Below are 16,402 nucleotides of genomic sequence, written 5' to 3' on the forward strand. Positions count from 1 at the left end.
CTGATGCAATAGGTCGGCAACTGCGGGTCCGTTCGACGGTTCCCGAGGGCAATGCCGCTCGATCTCCATTCGGATCCTTATATGAATAGTATGTTCACATATGGATTCCGTTTGCAACCGGCTGTGGGCTGCAAGCGCGTTCGCGGCGAGAAGCGACGCCGTAAAGACCATCACTCAAATAGAGGTTCAGCTTCTGCAGTGCGCGCGAGGTGGCGACATTCGTCAACGACGTTGACTTTTGTCAGTATAGATGAAATATGTCAGATCCATCTTGCGAAGGTTCCGCCAATGCCCATCCGAGCCACAGACCAAATCATTCACAAGGCCGCCTGGCTCTATTATACGCACGGCCTGCGCCAGGACGAAGTGGCGCAGCGGCTGGAGATATCCCGCGCCTCGATCGCCATGTATCTGCGCAAGGCCCGCGAGATGGGCATCGTCACGATCACCACGTCGACAGAACTGTTTTCGCAGGACGTGCTTGCCCGCGAGCTCGAAGACGCCACCGGGCTTACGACTGCATGGCTCGTGCCGGAAGATCGGCAGGCGATGGACCCGGCCGCCGAAATGCCCGTCGTCGCGGCCTCCGTTTTTCTCGAACTGATCAACAAGGGCGACCGGATCGGTGTTGCCTGGGGCCGCACCGTCTATCATATCGCCGACGTCATGCCCTTTGCGGACCTGCGCGGCGTCACGGTCGTGCAACTTTGCGGCAACCTCGGCGCGCCCTATTCCTACCGCCCGGATCAATGCACGACGGAAATCGCCCGCCGCCTCAATGCCGAAGGGATTAATTTTTATGCGCCGCTCGTGCTTTCCTCCGAGCGGCTCGCCGAAGAACTGCGCGGCGAACCCGTCATCAAGGAGCAGCTCGCGACCATCTCCGACTGCGGTCTGGCGCTCTATTCGGTCGGCGGCATCGAGGATGACAGCCACCTCGTCAAATGCGGCGCGCTCTCGGCTGCAGACATGCATGCGATGGGCGAAAAGGGCGCGGCCGGCGTCATTGCCGGACAGCTCATCGATCGCGACGGCCAATGGATGGATTGCGAGCACAATCGCCGCTGCATTTCGGCCGATCTCGGCTCCATCCGCACGATCAAGAAGCGCATGCTGGTCGTGCAGGAGGACAGCAAGTTCGAACCGCTGATGGCGGCCTTGAAGGGCGGCTTCACCTCGCATCTCGTCATCACCGAGTCGATGGCACGCAAAGTCCTCGATCGCTGGAACCGCGAAGGGCTTGGCAGAAGCGGCTCAGGCGCCCCCTGAGCCTCGAATTTGGGTCCGCCGATACCGGCCGGGCCGGTTTATCGGGAGGCTGAACTTATGGATAATCTCTGGCGCGACGACGAGGCGGAGAAGGTCGTTGCGGGCTATCAGGCCAAGGGCACCGGCCGCGATCTGGCGCTGCGGACCTATACGACGCGACTGCTTGGCGGCGAGCCGCGGCTCGTGCTGCATGGCGGCGGCAACACCTCGGTGAAAACCGAAATCACAGACCTCGTCGGGGACACGCATGCCGTGCTCTGCGTCAAGGGCAGTGGCTGGGACATGGGCACGATCGAGCCCCCCGGCCTGCCAGCCGTCAAGATCGCCCCCCTGCTCAAGAGCCGCAAGCTCGAAAGGCTTTCGGACGAGGACATGGTGACGCTGTTGCGCGCCAACCTCATCGACCCGGCCTCGCCGAACCCGTCCGTGGAGGCGCTGCTGCACGCCTTCCTGCCACACAAGTTCGTCGACCACACCCATTCGACCGCCATTCTTGCCATCGCCGATCAGGCCAAGAGCCGGGAGATGTGCGCCGAGCTTTTCGGCAGGAAGATGGGCTTCGTGCCCTACATCATGCCGGGCTTCGCGCTGGCGAAGGCTGCGGCGGACGTGTTCGATCAGGATCCGACAGTCGAGGGGCTGATCCTCGACAAGCACGGAATCTTCACCTTCGCCGACACGGCGAAGGAAGCCTATGATCGGATGATCCACTATGTCACGCTTGCCGAAGAGCATGTGAAAGCGAAGGGGCACAATCCGTTTACGCCCGCCGCCCTGCCCGCAGTGCTTGCAAGCCCTGCCGATATCGCGCCAATGCTGCGCGGCGCCGTTGCCGTCGACAAGGGCGAAGGCCGTTTTGACCGCATGGTCAGTGTGTTCCGCACCTCGCCCGATATCCTCGACTTCGTCAATGCGCAGCAGGTTGAGGAGATGGCAGCCAGGGGCGTTTCGACGCCCGATCTTTCCATCCGCATCAAGACCGGCCCGTTGGTGCTTCCGGCGCCGGCTAAAGATGATCTCTCGGGCTACCGGGCCGTGATCGACGCGCGGGTCACCGCCTTTGCCGCCGACTACACCGGGTATTTCCACAGCAACGACGCACGAGACGACGTCAAGCGCATCATGCTCGATCCCATGCCGCGCCTGACGCTGGTGCCCGGGCTCGGCATGTTCGGCCATGGCCGCACCTACAAGGACGCGACGATCGCCGTCGATGTCGGCGAGATGTGGATCGAAGCTGCGCGCGACGCAGAATCCGTTGGCCGCTTCGAGCCGGTCAGCCGGCCGGATCTCTTCGATCTCGAATACTGGTCGCTGGAACAGGCGAAACTCGCAGGCGCCAAGCCGAAGCCGTTTACCGGCCAGGTCGCGCTCGTCACCGGCGGCGCCGGCGCCATCGGCGCTGCCATCGTCAAGGCTTTCGTCGCCGAGGGCGCCCATGCCGTCGTGCTCGATCTCGATGGCGACAAAGCAAGCGCAGTGGCGAAGGCGGCCGGCAACAACTCGATTGGCATCGCCTGCGACATCACCGATCCCGCTTCGGTGCGCGCCGCCTTCGACCGGGTGGTCGCGACCTTCGGCGGCGTCGATATCGTCGTCTCCAATGCGGGCGCCGCCTGGGAAAGCCCGATTGCGACGATGGACGACGCCCTGCTGCGCCGTAGCTTCGAGCTGAATTTCTTCGCGCATCAGACGGTTGCGCAGAATGCCGTTCGCATCATGAAGGAACAGAAGACCGGCGGAGTGCTGCTCTTCAACGCCTCCAAGCAGGCAGTCAACCCGGGCGCGAAGTTCGGCGCCTACGGATTGCCGAAAGCGGCGACGCTGTTTCTGTCGCGGCAATATGCGCTTGAGCATGGTGCCGACCATATCCGCGTCAATGCCGTCAACGCCGATCGCATCCGCTCGGGCCTGCTCAACGACGAGATGATCGCCAATCGTGCAGCCGCCCGCGGCCTTTCGGTCAAGGACTACATGGGCGGAAACCTGCTCGGTCTCGAAGTGACGGCCGAGGACGTAGCGCGCGCCTTCGTGCACCACGCGCTCGCAGAACGAACCACCGCGGATGTGACGACTGTGGATGGCGGCAACATCGCAGCGGCGATGCGCTGAGCGCTTCCGTCTAAGCGTAAAAACGTGCCACACTGCAGTCTCCCGCCAGAGTTGTTCGGATGGAGACGAAATGGTCGATCGATGGCCCGCAGATGCCGCGTTTCAAATGGGTGACTATGCCGCCAAGAAAGGCCGCGCCTCATGGCGCGGCAAGATCGTCGGCTGGTATCGCACAGACCTGACCAGCCTCGGCTACGCGATCGAAAGCCATTTCGAGCCGGGCTCCGTGCAGATCTATCCCGAGACGGCGATCGAAGCCTGGGTGCCGCCAAAGGCGGAAAGCGAATTAGAGTAACCAGGACAAAAAAAGGGGCGGTCTGATCGACCGCCCCTTTCGTTTCGCCTTGGGAGATTAAGGCTTCGGCATCCATGCGGGCATGGCAACATCTGCATGGGCGAACTGCGGCAGCTTCACGCCGAGCTCTTCCATGTTCTTGATGTCCTGATCGTTCAGGTCCTTCTGGGTGATCAGCGTCGGCGGTACGACTACCTGGCGGCCCGGGTCTTCGCCGGCAAGCAGCATGGCGAGCGAGCGGACCGAGACCTGGCCGACGACGGCAGGGTTGGTGGCGGCCGTCGCCGTCCAGGCCGAGCCCGTTTCGCGCATGGCGGCGATGTCGGACGTCGAAATGTCGGCCGAGTAGATCTTGACGCTGGAAGACAGGCCCGCTTCGTCGACGGCGATCTTCACGCCCTTGGCGAACTCGTCATAGGGCGCGAACATCACGGTAATGTCGGGCTTGGCCGAAATCACCGCGCGGGCCTGGTTGGCTACCGAGTTGGCGATCGGGTTGTCCATCGTTCCGAATTGCGCGGCTTCCTCGATGCCGGAGTACTTCGCCTTGAATTCCTTCCAGGTCTCGTCGCGGCGGTCGAGCGGCGCGATGCCGGCGACATAGACGTAGCCTGCCTTGAAGCTTTCGCCATTGTCCTTGACGGCCTGCTCGAGCGCGAGGCGGGCGAGGTCGCGATCGGACTGCTCGATCTGCGGGATCTTCTCGTTCTCGACGTTTACGTCGAAGGCGACGACCTTGATGCCGGCGTCAACCGCGCGCTGGGCAGCTTCCTTCATCGATTCGGTCAGGCCGTGCTGGATGATGATGCCCTGCACGCCAAGCGCGATCGCCTGGTCGACCATGTCGGCCTGGAGCGCTGCATCCTGGCGGCTGTCGAAGACCTGAAGCTGCACGCCGAGCGCCTTGGACTGCGCCTCGACGCCTGCGAGATAGGACTGGAAGAAGTCGCCGGTCGAAAGGTAGCGCACAAGCGCGATCTTGACATCGCCGGACTTGTCGAACGGCTTTGGCATGTCGGCTGCAAAGGACGGCACGCCGAAGGCGGCTGCCCCCATCAACCCAAGCGTCAAGCGGCCCAGGCTTCTGCGAGTCATGTTCATGTCAGTCTCCTCCACTGGTGAACTTTTTGTTTTCCGCTGAAGGGCACCCCTTCAGCGTTTGCCTCTTTTCGAGAGCGCAAAGGTGAAGATCAGGGCAGCGACGAGCACGGCGCCCTTGATGAAATCCTGGGTGTAATAGGGCGCGTTCATCATCGTCAGGCCCTGCAGCAGGATGCCGACGAAGAGCGCGCCGATCGCCGTGCCGAAAGCGTTCGGCTTGGCGGCGCCGAGCACGGCAAAACCGATCAGCGCTGCGGCAACCGCATCGAGCAGCAGATTGTTGCCCGACGCGATGTCTCCGCGACCAAGACGGGCGGCAAGCAGGATGCCGCCGATCGAGGCGAAGACGCCGGAAATGATATAGGCCGAAATCTTGTAGGCATTGACCGGCGCACCGGCGAGGCCGGCTGCCCGCTCGTTGGAGCCGACGGCATACATCATGCGGCCGAAGCGGGTGTATTCGAGGAAGAACCAGATGACGATCGCCAGCACGATCAGCACCACGACCGAAACCGGCACGAGGTTGGGCAGGACGAAATCGAAGCGGTGGCGGCCGAGTGCCAGGAAGGCCGGGCTGAAAGTGCCGCCGGCGACCGAGCCGTCGGGAAGCGTCATGCCTGTGGCAATCGACCGACCCTCCGTCGGGATGCGCTGGAGGCCGAGCAAGAGGAACATCATGCCGAGTGTCGCCAGCAGATCAGGCACGCGCATGTAGACGATAATGACGCCGTTGACGAAACCGACCAGGACGCCGATGGCAAGGCACACGAGCGTCGCCGTCAGTGCGTCGCCGCCCATCACCACCATCACATAGGACGAGGCCATCATCGCCGTCGTCGCGACCGAGCCGATCGAAAGATCGAAGCCGCCGACGACAAGCGTGGCCGTCACGCCCAGCGCCAGGATGCCGGTAATCGACACCGACTGCAGGATGAAGACCGCACTCTGCGGTGAGGCGAAGCCGCCGGTCACGAGCGAGAAATAGAGGACCATCCCGGCGAGAAGCACGAGGAAGCCGTATTTGATGGCCGCCTCGCGAATTCCCGATGCGCTCGAAGGGACCGCAACCGGTGCTGCGGAATTGCTCTGTTCACTGCTCATGACGCATGGACCTGTTGATAGAATTGACCGGCGATTTCCGACAGGAGCCGCTCGACATCGATGTCGGCATTGCGGTGCTCGCCGACGATGGTCTGTTCCGACATCACGAGGATGCGGTCGGCGACTTCGAAGGCTTCGTCGAGTTCGGTCACGAAGAGGATCGTGGCGCGGCCCGCGGCCGAGGCGCGCAGCTTCTCGCCGATGTCGCGGCGTGCGGCGATGTCGACGCCCTGGAACGGTTCGTCGAGGATGAGCAGGCGCGACGGCTCGGAAAGCCAGCGCCCGACCATCACCTTCTGCTGGTTCCCGCCCGAAAGCGTCTGCAACTCGTCGCGCTCGCTGCGGCAGACGACACCGAGGGCGGCGATCTGCTGGCGTGCCTTGGTCTTTTCCGCCCGCCGGCTCGATATGCCGAAGCGCGAGAGCCGGCTCAGGAACGGCAGGCTGATATTTTCGTAGATGTTGAAGTCGGGCACGATGCCGCTTTCGGCGCGGTCCTTGGCGACGAGGAAGACGCCGCGGGCGATAGCCCTTCCGGTGCTTGCCGGCGCGTAACGCGCGCCGTCGAGCGTCATCTCACCCGCAAACGGAGCGCGCGCGCCAAACAGGGTTTCGGCAAGCGCGGTCTTGCCGACGCCGACGAGCCCGGTGACGGCGACGATTTCCCCGTCACGGAGCGTGAAATCGAAGGGGCGCGCCTGTTCCGACAACTTCAGGCCGCTGACCGCAAAGACCGGAGCGCCGCCGTCGCGCAGATCAACGGCGCCAGCCAAGACCTTGCGACCGAGCATGGCGTTGACCGCACCCTCATAGTCCAGTTCCGGCCCTTCGAAGCGGCCACTGATGCGGCCATCACGCAGCGCCACGATGCTGTCGGCCAGCCGCCGGATGTCCGACATGCGGTGGGAGATATAGAGAATGGCGACGCCGCGCGCCTTCAGCCGGTCGACGAGATCGAAAAGCCGGTCGGCCTCCGCGCTCGACAGCGACGATGTCGGCTCGTCGAGGATCAGCACCTTCGGCTCATGCGCCATGGCACGGGCGATCGCCACCATCTGCCGGTCGGCAAGCGTCAGGTCGTTGATATTGGCGGCAAGATCGATCGCAAGCCCCATGCGCGAGGCGACCGCGGCGGCCTCTCGGCGCACCCGACGCGGGTTGAAGAACAGCCGCGCACCGCGCCCGTTCAAGCGGTCGAGCGTTAGATTGGTGGCGACGTCGAGATCGGCGACCACCCCGTCATTGATGTTCTGATGCACGGTGACAACGCCGGCGCGGATCGCCTCGGCCGGGGCCGTCGGCTCGAAGGGCATGCCGGCGAGCGTGATCGTGCCGGCGTCGCGCGTGTAAACGCCGCTCAGGATCCGCACGAGCGTGGATTTGCCGGCGCCATTGGCGCCCATCAGAACGGTAACCGCCCCAGCCTTGAGATCGAGATCCACCCCTCGAAGAACCGGTACCGGCCCGAAAGATTTGCGCACGCCCTCAATGCGAAACACTGCCTGTTCGCTCATTCTCTCCTCCCGATGAAGGCAGGTTAGGATAGGCTTCCGTCAAATGTCAAGGCCATTGACATTTGCTAGAATGCCGCCTTAGTTGTGACCACACACGGCATGGCTGCGAGCGGTGGAGGCCCGCGCCATGCGTTGGAGGAAAACGATATGGACAAGCAGGTCTTCGAGGCGCTAAGCGCTGCGACGTTGCCGGAAAAACTCGGCGGAAACACCGTCCTGAAAGAAAAAATCGGGCCGGACTTTTCGCGCTGGAGCGTTAAGGAAGTCGGCGACGGCAACCTCAATCTGGTCTTCATCGTCTCCGGCGACAGGGGCGCTGCCATCGTCAAGCAGGCGCTGCCCTATGTGCGCCTTGTCGGCGAAAGCTGGCCGCTGCCGCTGAAGCGCTCCTATTTCGAATATCATGCCCTGAAGCGCCAGGCAGCGCGTGACCCCGGTCTGGTGCCGGAGATCTATTTCTTCGACGAATCCCAGGCGCTCATCGTCATGGAGTTCCTGACGCCGCACGTCATTTTGAGGCGCGCGCTGATCGACGGGCGGCAACTGCCGAAAATCGGGCGTGACCTCGGCCTCTTCGTCGCCCGCACGCTCTTTCGCGGCTCCGACCTCTCCATGGCCACGCGCGAGAAGAAGACGGACCTTGCGCTTTTCGCCGACAATATCGAGCTTTGCGACATCACCGAAAACCTGGTGTTTTCCGATCCCTATTTCGAGGCCGAGCTCAATCGTCACACCACGCCCCAGCTCGATCCGATCGTGGCCAAGCTTCGCGCCGACCGCGACCTCAAGGTCGAAGCACAGCGGCTGAAACATCTGTTCTCGGCAAAAGCCGAAACGCTCTGCCATGGCGATCTGCATACCGGTTCTGTTATGGTGACCGACGACGAGACCCGCGTCATCGACCCGGAGTTCGCGTTCTACGGACCGATCAGCTTCGACGTCGGCATGCTGCTTGCCAATTTCTGGATGAGCTATTTTTCGCAGAGCGGACACGAAAACGCGCCCAGTGCCCGAGATGGCATGCGCACCTATCTGCTCGATACGGTCGAAGTCATCTGGGAAACCTTCCGCACCGAATTCGCCCATCTCTGGCGCACGGAGCGTAACGGCATTCTCTACCAGGCAAGCCTCTTTGAGGCGCGCAACGATCCGTTCGGCGCCGAACAGGCGCTCGATATCGTCATCGACGAGATCTGGCGCGAGATGTTGGGCTTTGCCGGCGTCGAGATGCACCGCCGCATCCTGGGGCTCGCCCACAACGCCGACTTCGAAACCATCATCGACCCCGATCGCCGTGCTGCCTGCGAAACCAGGGCGCTGAAGCTCGGGCGTCACCTCGCCGTCAACCGGCATCATATCCACAGCCTCAAGGACATCCGCGCACTCGCGGAGCGCCTTCAGAAGGAGACATCAGCGTGAAAGTCGGAGAACGCCACTACCATACGATCTGGCTCAACGAGGACGGACGCTCCGTCGATATCATCGACCAACGCTGGTTGCCACACGAGTTCCGCGTCGTGACGCTGAAAACGGTCGCCGATGTCGCCGTCGCCATCCGCGACATGTGGGTGCGCGGCGCACCGCTGATCGGCGTCACGGCCGCCTACGGTGTTGCGATTGCGATGGCCAAGGACCCGTCGAACGCCCATCTCGACGCCGTCTGGGAGGAACTCAACGAAACACGCCCGACCGCCATCAATCTGCGCTGGGCGCTGAACGCCATGCGCGACCATCTGCGCCCCTTGCCGGAAGGCGGGCGTGCCAAGGCGGCCTATGATCGTGCCGCCGAGATCGCGGCCGAAGATGTCGAACTCAATCGCGCCATTGGCGCAAACGGCCTGAAGGTCATCCGCGAGATTGCTGCGAAGAAGGCGCCGGGTGAACCCGTGCGCATCCTCACCCATTGCAACGCCGGCTGGCTTGCGACCGTCGACTATGGCACTGCGACTGCACCCATCTACATGGCTGTCGAGGAAGGCATTCCGGTGCATGTCTATGTCGACGAAACACGCCCGCGCAATCAGGGCGCCTATCTCACCGCCTGGGAAATGAACGGCCACGGTGTGCCGCACACGCTGATCGTCGACAATGCCGGCGGGCACCTGATGCAGCACGGCGATGTGGATATGGTCATTGTCGGCACGGACCGGACGACGGCCAATGGCGATGTCTGCAACAAGATCGGCACCTATCTGAAGGCGCTAGCTGCGCGCGACAATGGCGTCCCCTTCTATGTCGCCCTTCCCTCGCCGACGATCGACTGGACGGTCCGCGACGGGATCAAGGAAATCCCGATCGAGGAGCGAACCGCCGACGAGGTGAGCTTCGTCCAGGGGCGCGCCAGCGACGGCTCGATTGCCAGCGTGCGCATTTCGCCGGAGGGCAGCCCTGCCGCCAATCCGGCCTTCGACGTCACGCCCGCCCGACTCATCACCGGCCTGATCACCGAGCGCGGCATCGCAACACCATCGCCCGAAGGCCTCAAGGCGCTTTTCCCAGAACGGAGCTGAGACGATGACACTCACGAACCGGGTTTCAACGGAAGAGATCGCGCTCGGCATCCGCCGACGGGTGTTCTTCCACACGATGAAGAACAATGGCGGTTACCTCAGCCAGGCCTGCTCGGCTGCCGAAAGCCTTGCGCTGCTCTATAACGAGCTTCTGACGCTCGGCGAGCCGACGTTGCCGAAGGTGCCGCTGCCGTTTCGCGGTGTTCCTTCGGCGCACAATCCGGACGCCTTTACCGGCGCCGGCTATCACGGACCGGTTGGGCCGGCGTTCGACCGTTTCTTCATCTCGCCCGCCCACTATGCGCTCGTCATCTATTCGGCGCTGATCGAGATGGGGCGCATGGACGAGCACGCGCTCGATCACTTCAACAAGGACGGCGGTTCGGTCGAGATGATCGGCGCCGAGCACAGCCCCGGCATGGAAGTGACCACGGGCTCGCTGGCGCAGGGTCTCTCCATGGCCTCGGGCGTCGCCTGGGCGCGGCTGCAGAAGAAGGAGCCGGGCAAGGTCTGGGTCTACATGTCGGACGGCGAGTTCCAGGAAGGCCAGACCTGGGAATGCCTTGCGGCGATGAGCTACCACGGCATCGACAACATCCGCGTCGTCGTCGACGTGAACCGCCAGCAATGCGACGGCGCCATGTCGTCGGTGCTCGACCTTGGCAATCTCGCCGCCCGGGTAAGCGCCTTCGGCGTCACCTGCCGGTCGGTCGACGGCCACGACCTGGAAGCGCTCAGGGCTGCGGCCGGAAGCGCCGAGCCCGGCAAGCCGCTGGTCATCCTCGCCAACACCTCGCCCTACCAGGGCATGGAGTTCCTCAAAAAGCGTTTCCCGCGACTTCATTACGTTCGCTTCAAGAGCGCGGAAGAACGGCTTGAAATGCAGGCCGCACTTGCGGCCGAACTCGGCGTCGACGCCGACGCAATGAAAGGGGCCTGAACATGGTCGAGATCGTCAATCGTCCCTACGCCAAGGCATTCGAGACCTTCGCGACCGCGCGACCCGAAGTCCTCTGCCTTTCCGCCGACCTGACCTCGTCCTGTGAGGTCGACGGCTTCCGCGACCGGCATCCGCAGCAGTTCCTCTCGCTCGGCATGGCCGAGCAGAATATGTTGTCCTTTGCCGGCGGGCTGGCGATGGAAGGCTACCGGCCGTTCATTCACACCTTCTCGGTCTTCCTCTATCGCCGCCCCTATGATCAGTTGATCAACTCCATCGCCTATTCCAATCGCAAGGTGCGACTGATGGGCTTCCTGCCCGGTATCACCACGCCCGGCGGCATCACCCACCAGGCGATCGAGGACATTGCCGTTCTGCGCGCTGTACCGAACATGACGATCCTCGAGACCGGTGACGCGACCGAGGTGGAGACCGTACTCGAAGTGGCCGACAGCATCGATGGCCCCGTCTATGTGCGCGTGCTTCGCGGCGAGGTCCCGCGTCTCTTCTCCACGCCTTTCGCGTTCAACAAGCTGCGGGTTCTGTCCGAGGGCGACGACATTCTCGTCGTTTCCTCAGGCGTCTGCACCGAGGAAGCACTGCGCGCCACCCAACCGCTTCAGGCACGCGGCATCGGCATCACCCATCTGCACGCCTCGACCCTGAAACCCTTCGATCGCGAAGGCCTTTTGAAGGCCGCGCGGGGCAAGAGGGGGATCGTCACGCTGGAAAACCACACCATCGTCGGTGGCCTCGGCTCGCTCGTTGCGGAAATTCTGGCCGAAGAAGGTCTTGGCATCCGCCTGAAGCGGCTGGGCCTCAATGACACCTTCGCCCATGGTGCGTCCAAGCCCTACCTCATGAAAAAGTATGGCCTCGACGCCGGCGCGCTCGTTGGCGCCATCAGCGAGTTGGTCGGCAAGCCGCTGGAGATCGGCGAGGACGAATTGACGGAGGTCCGCATCGACCACGTGCATTCGGCTCAGAAGGCGGAGGCGCTCTAGTGGCTCCGCGTTTCACCGTCACCTACTACGTGCAGGCCGCTGACGCCGACGAGGCTAAGGCGCGCGCACTCGATATCGCTCTGGAGCAGACCGTCGAAATTCCGCGCAGCGCCGTTCCCAAGGGCTACGTCGAGGATGAAATCCTCGGCAAGCTGGAAGACCTGAAGCCGGATCCGGTCGGCCGGCCGGGTTTTCTCGCCTCGATCTCCTATTCCGACGACGATGTCGGCGGCGACTTTCTGCAGCTCTTGAACGTCATCTTCGGCAACAGCTCCATCAAGCCCGGCCTGAAGGTCGAGGATATCGGTCTTTCGCCGGGTATCCTTGGGCTTTGCACAGGACCCCGCCACGGCATTGCCGGGCTTCGCGCCCGCGCCGGCGTGGGCGAAAGCCCTCTTTTGATGTCGGCGATCAAGCCCGTCGGGCTTTCGACATCCGAACTTGCGAGCCGCGCCCATGATTTCGCGCTTGGCGGCATGCACTTCGTCAAGGACGACCATGGTCTCGTCGATCAGGTGACGTCGCCTTTTAATGAACGCCTGAAGGCCTGCATCGAGGCCGTCGGCGAGGCCAATGCCAAAACCGGCGGCAGGACAAGCTTCGTGCCGAATGTCACCGGGCCGGCTTCGGCCGTGCTTGACCGGGCGAAGGAAGCGCAGGCCGCCGGTGCGGGCGCCGTGATGCTGGCCCCGGCATTGACCGGCTATGATGTCGTCCGCACACTTGCGGCCGATCCCGACTTCAGCTTGCCGATCGTTTCGCACCCGGCCTTCTCCGGCGCAAATGTGGTTTCTGCCGATTGCGGCTTCTCGCACCGTTCGTTCTTCGGCACGCTGCATCGCCTGATGGGCGCGGATGCGGTGATCTACCCGAACTTCGGAGGCCGCTTCGGTTTCACGCGAGAGGAATGCCTGTCGATTGCTCGGGCCTGCGCGGCCGACATGAGGGGGCCGAAGGCGATCGTCGCTGCACCCGGTGGCGGCATGACCTTCGAGCGCGTTCCCGAGATGCGTGAGGCCTACGGCAACGACGTCATGTATCTGATCGGCGGCGCCCTGCTTCAGCAACCGAACCTCGTGGAGGCCTGCCGCCGCCTGGTCGCGGCGGTCCATAGCTAGACGCACTCGCCATGGGTCGAGCCGGAAGGGTCGAGCCGGGATGGTGCAGCCCTCGTATTCCCGTAGGCGAAAGGGCGGCCCTCCCGTTGCGCGGCAAGAGAAGCAGCTAGCGGATGGCCGCAGCCTGGGACCAGGCTGCCATCCAGCGCGACTGCGAGCTCATGGGCCGCAATCCGCTTAGTCGCGCTCCGTTGTCGCTATGCGTTGGAAGTGCGAGTCGGCATTACAACGGCCGAGAACGCCGACCAAACCGCTGGGCTAAGCGGCGACAACTCCTCGGCCCTCAAGCTGAGCGCTTCCGAAGACGTCGGCGCCGCTTCAGGACTGCCGATCACCTGTTACGCTTCGAACGTCTAGCGTTTGCGAACAAACTCAGTGCGTAGAACAAGACCTTTGATCGCCTCATGGCGGCAATCGATTTCTTCAGGATTATCAGTTAGCCGGATCGACTTGATCACCGTTCCCTGCTTCAGCGTTTGCCCGGCACCCTTTACCTTGAGATCCTTGATCAAAACGACTGAGTCGCCATCTGCAAGGACGGTCCCTGACGCATCGCGAACCTCGGCGGCTCTTGCTTTCTCGGCAGCAAGTTCGGAGGCTGGCCGCCACTCACCCGTTACATCGTCGTACACGTAGTCGTCGTTCTGGTCGCTCATGGTCTGCCTTGCATGGTTTTTCGGATCTTGCAGTGGTCGCGGCCGCGATCGCTGCAATAGGGGTGCACCCCTACCTTCTCTGCGGTGCTGACGCAAATGTCACGGCTCGTCCTTCGGTTTTGCTGCGATCTAAAACGTCGGTCGTCCGCTATAAGGCCGCATTTGCGCCGCGTGGCGGCCGGCATCCGTCGCCGCGCGGAGCGGACCCGCTTGCCTTTCGCAGGGCACTGCCTCGTATGCCCGCAGATCGTCTCCGCCTGTCCGGCCGAGCCCGAACATTGAAGCGGCCGTCTTCCGCCGGTTCGGCACTGGGCCGGAACCACTTCGGCCCGAAAGAAGGAGACATGGCCAAGCCCGCAACCAACCTCGGCCCCCGTTCATTCAGCACTGTGAGTGCTCTAGTTGGCGAAGGCCTGTTCTTTCACAAAGATTTCCAGATCCGTCTCTGCCTTGATGGTGCTCCGAGTTCGATTTCGGCCCGCACTCTTTGCTTCGTAGAGGAGCTTGTCGGCCCGTTCATAGAGTTTCTCAAAACCTTCATCGCCGAAGGTATCCGCCACTCCCATGCTGGCGGTTACAGGTCGCTCGAGACCCGGAACGGTACTGGCGACAATTCCCGGAATTGCCTGTCGCCGGCGTTCGGCCAGGGTGGCGGCATCATTGCCGCGCAAGAGAAGTACAAATTCTTCACCGCCAAGACGGTATGCCCGCACGTCCGGCCCTGTCTGGAAAGCATTGGCTACAGCTTTGAGCACGGCATCTCCAACGGCATGTCCGTTTACGTCATTGATTGACTTGAAATGATCAAGGTCAATGACCGCCAATGTTGCAAAGCCATCAGCTCGAAGCTGCGCGAACTGTCCCTCAATAGCTCGACGATTGAGCAATCCCGTCAATGGGTCCGTTTCGGAAAGCCGTTCAAGCAGATCGGCTTCGATGCGTGCGCGATCTCGCTCCCGCTTCATGGTCACGAAGCGATCAGCTACGCCGAGCGTGGTGAAGAGGGCTTCGAATAGACAGCCAGCATAAAACGCGAGCGTGGCGTCGATACTTTCGAACCAGGGTACGACGCCCGTCACCAGACGGATCAATCCGACCGCGATCATTGGCGTGTATCCGACTGCCTGAAATTTTGCCGCACGACTCCCGCGGCGCAATGCGTCGATCATCGACAGTATGAAAATGATGAGGATCGGTGCAAACGCAGCCGTGTACGCGGTCGATTGTATTGGCCGCGCAACGAACGGGAATGCCGCGTGAAACGCACTCAGGAACAATGCCGATGCCGCACAATAGGGTAGCAGACGCCGTAGTGCAGGATGCATCAGTCCAGGTTCGATGAAGCTGTACGTAAACATCGCTCCTGATGCGACCGTCATCCCGAAGAGCAAGGTGGTCATCCAGCTCAAAGTCATGGCCGGCGGGTCGAAAAATACGACTGACAAACTTGATGAGGTCATAATGGTCATCAGCAACGACAGCGTCAAAGCCGAGTGCCAGAGAACAAAAGGTTCGCGCAGGATCCGATAGAACGCCGCATTGAAGATCAGAAGCATGGCGAGCATGCCAGCTAGGCCTGCGACGAACGTCAGGAGTTGCATATCGTCGATGCTATCGACTGCGACATCCACTGGTGCCAGATATGCTCGCTCCAGTGTCATCCGATGGCTAGGCAAATCGATTGCGACGACGACTTGCCGCGTCGCATCTGTCACTACAGGCAGGGGAGCCTTGAAATACCCACCGGCCATTGAGCTGGGCAACGCTGCTGCAGAAACGGAGGCTTGCCGCACCGCGCCGTCCTGGTCGATTGCAAGGAGATGCACCGCCTCAAGTGCGCTCCGCCTGGAGAGAAAGTATCGAGGAGGGCTATCGCCCGGCCTGAGATCGAAGCGAAGCAGCACTCGCTCGGAATCAATCGAGAATTTCCGGTCATCACAGGACCACCGCTCGGCTGCCAAAGCTATGGTGATCACGTTCTCTGAGATGCGGCCGGATGCCCAGCAGGAATTGCGAATGTTGCTGGAATCACCAGCGTGGGTCGATCCAACGCCCAGGTGCGTCAGCATCAACAGAAGCAGAAATACCGCCAAAGCACGACTTCGAAACCCACCCCCAAGCATAGGGCTTCGATACAGCCAGAAGCTTTCGATACCATTAAGCGCCGCAAAAACGCGCCTGTTATCGGCTCGGCGGAAGGCGACGACCTTGCTATAGCGCCTGAACGCGAACCGCGGCCCGCTCACACTTCCTGTCTTCAATTCTGGCGCAAGGCGCTGGACGACGACAAGCGGGCAATCATCCATGGGCCGCTCCAGAAGAGCGCGCGACCGCCTCTCTTCATGAACTGCAACCGGACACGACGGATGTTTGAGATGGCTCTTTGAGGGTTTGCGCCGATCGCGCGCTAGAGCCGGTCGCCGCTTTCGATGGCGGCCGGTGCCTCTACTGGGTTCTCGGATGCCACGTGCTCTTCGGCAACGCTCAAATCCAGTTTCCCCCAGATCGATAGTTTTTCGCCGTTGGGTTTAAGCTTTCGGGACTGCTTGATCTCAACGATAAACGGCTTTGTCTGCTGACGCATCTTTCCTCCAGGCGACGAATCGCAGAGCAACTCTATCGCAACGCATTCGTCTCGCAAGCGGACCTTGCCCGAAGGTCGTGCGAGAAACGGGCGTATTTTCACTGTGGGTGTGGCAGTGTGCTGCAGCGCGCTGCGTCCCTTCGGGTAGGGGCGCGATTGCGCTGACGCCACTGTCAGATCTCTTCCCTTCGGCCGTTG

The 16,402-nt window shown here is 62.3% G+C and carries 14 protein-coding genes; 8 read left to right on the forward strand and 6 right to left on the reverse strand.

The window, feature by feature from the left end:
- The first annotated feature begins 288 nt into the window (after positions 1 to 288).
- The 3 genes from AC3WVQ_RS32900 (at position 289) to AC3WVQ_RS32910 (ending at position 3,676) form a co-directional block, all read left to right on the forward strand.
- Positions 289 to 1,269 carry a sugar-binding transcriptional regulator gene (locus tag AC3WVQ_RS32900; protein ID WP_192444918.1) on the forward strand — a complete coding sequence of 327 codons (981 nt, stop codon included), beginning with the start codon at positions 289 to 291 and terminating at the stop codon, positions 1,267 to 1,269.
- Between the two features lie 57 nt (positions 1,270 to 1,326).
- A complete protein-coding gene (locus AC3WVQ_RS32905) occupies positions 1,327 to 3,381 on the forward strand; it encodes a bifunctional aldolase/short-chain dehydrogenase (RefSeq protein ID WP_192444920.1) in 2,055 nt (684 codons plus the stop codon).
- A gap of 70 nt (positions 3,382 to 3,451) precedes the next feature.
- Positions 3,452 to 3,676, forward strand: coding sequence for a hypothetical protein (locus AC3WVQ_RS32910; RefSeq protein ID WP_034796449.1), 225 nt, complete (start codon positions 3,452 to 3,454; stop codon positions 3,674 to 3,676).
- Between the two features lie 57 nt (positions 3,677 to 3,733).
- Here the strand turns inward: AC3WVQ_RS32910 and AC3WVQ_RS32915 are convergent, their stop codons facing one another.
- From AC3WVQ_RS32915 to AC3WVQ_RS32925, 3 genes are read right to left on the reverse strand one after another with little or no spacing between them, the layout of a single operon-like run.
- Positions 3,734 to 4,777 carry a substrate-binding domain-containing protein gene (locus tag AC3WVQ_RS32915; protein ID WP_192444922.1) on the reverse strand — a complete coding sequence of 348 codons (1,044 nt, stop codon included), beginning with the start codon at positions 4,775 to 4,777 and terminating at the stop codon, positions 3,734 to 3,736.
- A gap of 51 nt (positions 4,778 to 4,828) precedes the next feature.
- Positions 4,829 to 5,878, reverse strand: coding sequence for an ABC transporter permease (locus AC3WVQ_RS32920; protein WP_051659349.1), 1,050 nt, complete (start codon positions 5,876 to 5,878; stop codon positions 4,829 to 4,831).
- Positions 5,875 to 7,392, reverse strand: coding sequence for a sugar ABC transporter ATP-binding protein (locus tag AC3WVQ_RS32925; RefSeq protein ID WP_060517943.1), 1,518 nt, complete (start codon positions 7,390 to 7,392; stop codon positions 5,875 to 5,877). Before AC3WVQ_RS32925 ends, AC3WVQ_RS32920 begins: the two co-directional genes overlap by 4 nt.
- Before the next feature lie 147 nt (positions 7,393 to 7,539).
- Between AC3WVQ_RS32925 and mtnK the strand changes: the two genes are divergently transcribed.
- The 5 genes from mtnK to AC3WVQ_RS32950 are packed head-to-tail and all read left to right on the forward strand — an operon-like array spanning position 7,540 to position 12,964.
- Positions 7,540 to 8,811: an S-methyl-5-thioribose kinase gene (mtnK, locus tag AC3WVQ_RS32930; protein ID WP_192444924.1), complete on the forward strand. Its 1,272-nt coding sequence runs from the start codon at positions 7,540 to 7,542 to the stop codon at positions 8,809 to 8,811.
- Complete coding sequence (gene mtnA / locus AC3WVQ_RS32935; protein WP_034796457.1) at positions 8,808 to 9,902, forward strand: S-methyl-5-thioribose-1-phosphate isomerase; 1,095 nt, start codon at positions 8,808 to 8,810, stop codon at positions 9,900 to 9,902. The genes mtnK and mtnA overlap by 4 nt, the downstream gene beginning before the upstream one ends.
- 4 nt (positions 9,903 to 9,906) lie before the next feature.
- Positions 9,907 to 10,842 carry a transketolase gene (locus AC3WVQ_RS32940; protein ID WP_192372044.1) on the forward strand — a complete coding sequence of 312 codons (936 nt, stop codon included), beginning with the start codon at positions 9,907 to 9,909 and terminating at the stop codon, positions 10,840 to 10,842.
- Between the two features lie 2 nt (positions 10,843 to 10,844).
- A complete protein-coding gene (locus AC3WVQ_RS32945) occupies positions 10,845 to 11,846 on the forward strand; it encodes a transketolase family protein (RefSeq protein WP_034796462.1) in 1,002 nt (333 codons plus the stop codon).
- The gene (locus AC3WVQ_RS32950) at positions 11,846 to 12,964 is read left to right on the forward strand and encodes a RuBisCO large subunit C-terminal-like domain-containing protein (protein WP_090298608.1); all 1,119 of its coding nucleotides are present in this window, start codon (positions 11,846 to 11,848) and stop codon (positions 12,962 to 12,964) included. The genes AC3WVQ_RS32945 and AC3WVQ_RS32950 overlap by 1 nt, the downstream gene beginning before the upstream one ends.
- A gap of 353 nt (positions 12,965 to 13,317) precedes the next feature.
- Here AC3WVQ_RS32950 and AC3WVQ_RS32955 read toward each other — a convergent pair whose 3' ends face one another.
- The 3 genes from AC3WVQ_RS32955 to AC3WVQ_RS32965 all read right to left on the reverse strand — a co-directional run bounded on the left by AC3WVQ_RS32955 (position 13,318) and on the right by AC3WVQ_RS32965 (position 16,204).
- Positions 13,318 to 13,620: an alkylphosphonate utilization protein gene (locus AC3WVQ_RS32955; protein WP_034796466.1), complete on the reverse strand. Its 303-nt coding sequence runs from the start codon at positions 13,618 to 13,620 to the stop codon at positions 13,318 to 13,320.
- Positions 13,621 to 14,018: 398 nt separating this feature from the next.
- Positions 14,019 to 15,926 carry a sensor domain-containing diguanylate cyclase gene (locus AC3WVQ_RS32960; RefSeq protein ID WP_246810395.1) on the reverse strand — a complete coding sequence of 636 codons (1,908 nt, stop codon included), beginning with the start codon at positions 15,924 to 15,926 and terminating at the stop codon, positions 14,019 to 14,021.
- 101 nt (positions 15,927 to 16,027) lie between these two features.
- Positions 16,028 to 16,204: a hypothetical protein gene (locus AC3WVQ_RS32965; RefSeq protein WP_167550733.1), complete on the reverse strand. Its 177-nt coding sequence runs from the start codon at positions 16,202 to 16,204 to the stop codon at positions 16,028 to 16,030.
- Positions 16,205 to 16,402 lie beyond the last annotated feature (198 nt).

The organism is Ensifer sp. EB106-05-01-XG146 (assembly GCF_058791875.1).